Source organism: Flavobacterium sp. (assembly GCF_046155325.1).
Classification (GTDB): Bacteria; Bacteroidota; Bacteroidia; order Flavobacteriales; family Flavobacteriaceae; genus Flavobacterium.
The window spans coordinates 1-2,998 of sequence record NZ_JBJXDQ010000022.1; the positions used below are offsets into that span (position 1 = coordinate 1).

A 2,998-nucleotide genomic window follows, 5' to 3' on the forward strand; every position below is an offset into this window, starting at 1 on the left:
AGGTTTGGCACCTCGATGTCGGTTCGTCACATCCTGGGGCTGGAGAAGGTCCCAAGGGTTCGGCTGTTCGCCGATTAAAGTGGCACGTGAACTGGGTTCAGAACGTCGCAAGACAGTTCGGTCCCTATCTGTGGTGGGCGTTAGTAAATTGAGTGGACATGCTCTTAGTACGAGAGGACCGGAGCGTACGTACCGCTGGTGTATCTGTTATGCCGCCAGGTGTAATGCAGAGTAGCTATGTACGGCCAGGATAAACGCTGAAAGCATCTAAGCGTGAAACCTTCCACAAGATGAATTTACTTTTAAGGGTCGTCAAAGACTATGACGTTGATAGGCTATAGATGTAAGGCTAGTAATAGCGAAGTCGAGTAGTACTAATTGCCCGTAAGCTTTATTTTTTTTTTCTGTTATTGATTTCACTCCAATATGTAATTTATTGTTTTATCCGTTTAGTTGTCATGACTAAACATCCGATAAAATTACCGTCTTAAGGTGGTTTTGCCGGGGGTGTTCACCTCTTCCCATTCCGAACAGAGAAGTTAAGTCCCCCATGGCCGATGGTACTTGGGTTTTCCTGGGAGAGTAGGTAGCTGCCTTATTTATTAAAGAATCCTCTGATTAATTTCAGGGGATTTTTTTTGTCCCTACCTCAAGTAAATTGCCACTACTTCTATGAAATAAAAAAAGCCAACAGGGTATGTTGACTTTTAAATGTAGTAGCTATATTATTACCATTATTTTTGAAGCTGATGAAATTGAAATTGCTTCTTTATCAGTGCTTATTTCTTTTTCGCTTTCACCATCCAATCCCAAGGCTGTGGATTTTTTAACCAGCTGGGTGGTTTATGAAATTCAGTGGACCATTTGTATTTTATCTTTTCTATTTTTTCTACTTCAAATCCTGCAAGTGTTAAGAGTAATTCTAATTCCTCTTTTAAAAAATGTTTGGTAGGTACATCATCAATATCAGTTACGCCATCCTTGATAAATCGTATTTGACTAATGGCCCTTTTGCCTGTAGGTGGAATATCTTTTTTGGCATTATCTACATTCCATTTATTGGCAATGATATGACTAAATAATTTCGATTCCAGTGAAGGTACCACTAGCACTAAGTCGCCACCTTTTTTGACAAAGCTGGACATATGTTTAAAGAACAAATCTCTCTTTTTTAAGGACTCCGTTAGTATCGCATTGATACAGATAGCGCTATCGTATTTCTGTGGCTTTAATTTTGTTGCCGACATGTCAACGCATTCGTAGCTTATGTTATCGTATTTTTTATATTTTTTTTCAGCGATGGCTAAATTTTTCGATGATATATCTATGGCCCTAACGGTTTTAAAGATGGGCGCCAATACGGGCATCCATTTGCCAACAGCACAGCCAATATCAATCACCGACTTTTTTTTATTGGCAAACTGGTGTATCGCCTTTACAATTTTACCAGACTTGTCATTTTGTAAAACATCAAAAATTTCAGTTTCATAATTAGGGGCTATTTTTTCCCAGTATTTCTTTTCCATGTATTAAAATTAGCTAATTATTAAAAAGTACAGGACAAAAAAAATCCCGTTCCGAAATTCGGAACGGGATTGTATTGCAACGAGGTTGATTAATATCTGTTGTATTCACCACCACCGCCATTACCACCGCGATCACGGTTGTATCCTCCACCGCCGCCAGATCCACCGGATCCACCGCGATTGAATCCACCACCGCCACCTGCGCCATAAGGCTTCTTCTTGAAGGTTCTTTCGCCTTCAGGACGTGGAGTTGACTCGTTAACTACTATGTTACGACCCAACATTTCTGTGTCGTGAAGTTGACTGATAGCTGCGCGAGCTTCATCATCATTAGCCATTTCAACAAAACCGAAGCCTTTGCTTCTGTTGTTGTTAAATTTGTCTGTTACAATTTTTGCACTTGCTACTGCTCCAAACGGAGTAAACAAGTTCTCAAGATCTTCGCTAGTCATATTCCAGCTAAGATTTCCAACATAAATGTTCATGTTCTTTTAAATTAAGTGATCTAATACCAACGCTAAAAAATACTTCTAGAATTGGAGACTCCAAAGATAGGACTATTTAATACAAAAATCACTTTTAGGCCCTTTTTTAAAAATATTTATCCCCGATTGGGCATAAATAACCCAAAAAAAGCCTTCCCAAGGGTTTGGGAAGGCTTTTTTGACCTTAAATGAAGCTCATTTTAGGCTGGAAATTGGGGGTTGTGGCAATTAAGCCTCAGCGCCAATCTCAATATCTACTTCAGTATTTTGTCCATTTCCAAAGTCAATAGTTGCTTTGTAGCTGCCTAATTCTTTGATTTCCTCTGGCAAGCTAATACGTCTTCTGTCAATTTCGTATCCTTTTTGCTCACGAATTGCACGCGTTACTTGTAATGAGGTGATGGTACCAAATATTTTATTGGATGTTCCTGTTTTAGCAGTCAACTTGATCGGAGAGGAAGTTAACACTGAAATTACTTGTGTAATCTCGGCTAACATGGCAGCTTCTTTCCTTGCTTTTGCTTTTAAACGCTCTTCCAATTGTTTTAAATTAGAAGTGCTTGCTTCAACAGCTTGTTTTGTAGGGAATAAGAAGTTACGTGCATAACCGTTTTTAACAGTTACTAATTCGTCCTTGCCTCCTAAATTATCTACATCTTTGATTAATATAATTTGCATACATTTTTTTTAGTTCCCAAAAGCCCAGCATTTTTGCTGTCACTCGCCAGTATATTTTTAATATTACGAGATTAGGGATGGTTTACTAATTAGTGGTCTATTTAAATAAATCGGTTACATAAGGTAACAATGCCATTTGGCGTGACTTCTTAATAGCGTCAGCCACCTTGCGTTGGTACTTCAATGAATTACCGCTTAAACGACGCGGTAACATTTTACCTTGCTCATTTAAAAATTTCTTTAAAAAATCGATGTCTTTGTAATCGACATACTTGATACCATACTTTTTAAAACGACAGAATTTCTTCT

Annotated in this window: 4 protein-coding genes and 2 rRNA genes; 2 read left to right on the plus strand and 4 right to left on the minus strand. The window is 38.4% G+C overall.

What is annotated here, in order from left to right:
- Both ACKVOD_RS01770 and rrf read left to right on the plus strand, forming a co-directional pair.
- Positions 1–399: ribosomal RNA gene (locus tag ACKVOD_RS01770) — 23S ribosomal RNA — on the plus strand; the annotation flags it as partial.
- A gap of 89 nt (positions 400–488) precedes the next feature.
- Positions 489–599, plus strand: a 5S ribosomal RNA gene (gene rrf / locus ACKVOD_RS01775).
- Positions 600–779: 180 nt separating this feature from the next.
- Here rrf and ACKVOD_RS01780 read toward each other — a convergent pair.
- The 4 genes from ACKVOD_RS01780 to rpsR all read right to left on the minus strand — a co-directional run.
- Positions 780–1,526 carry a class I SAM-dependent methyltransferase gene (locus tag ACKVOD_RS01780; protein WP_409207767.1) on the minus strand — a complete coding sequence of 249 codons (747 nt, stop codon included), beginning with the start codon at positions 1,524–1,526 and terminating at the stop codon, positions 780–782.
- Between the two features lie 89 nt (positions 1,527–1,615).
- Complete coding sequence (locus tag ACKVOD_RS01785; RefSeq protein ID WP_409207768.1) at positions 1,616–2,011, minus strand: RNA recognition motif domain-containing protein; 396 nt, start codon at positions 2,009–2,011, stop codon at positions 1,616–1,618.
- A 228-nt stretch (positions 2,012–2,239) separates the two neighbouring features.
- Positions 2,240–2,689, minus strand: coding sequence for a 50S ribosomal protein L9 (gene rplI, locus ACKVOD_RS01790; protein WP_409207769.1), 450 nt, complete (start codon positions 2,687–2,689; stop codon positions 2,240–2,242).
- Between the two features lie 97 nt (positions 2,690–2,786).
- The coding region (rpsR, locus tag ACKVOD_RS01795) for a 30S ribosomal protein S18 (RefSeq protein ID WP_409207770.1) at positions 2,787–2,998 on the minus strand (212 nt) is incomplete at its 5' end.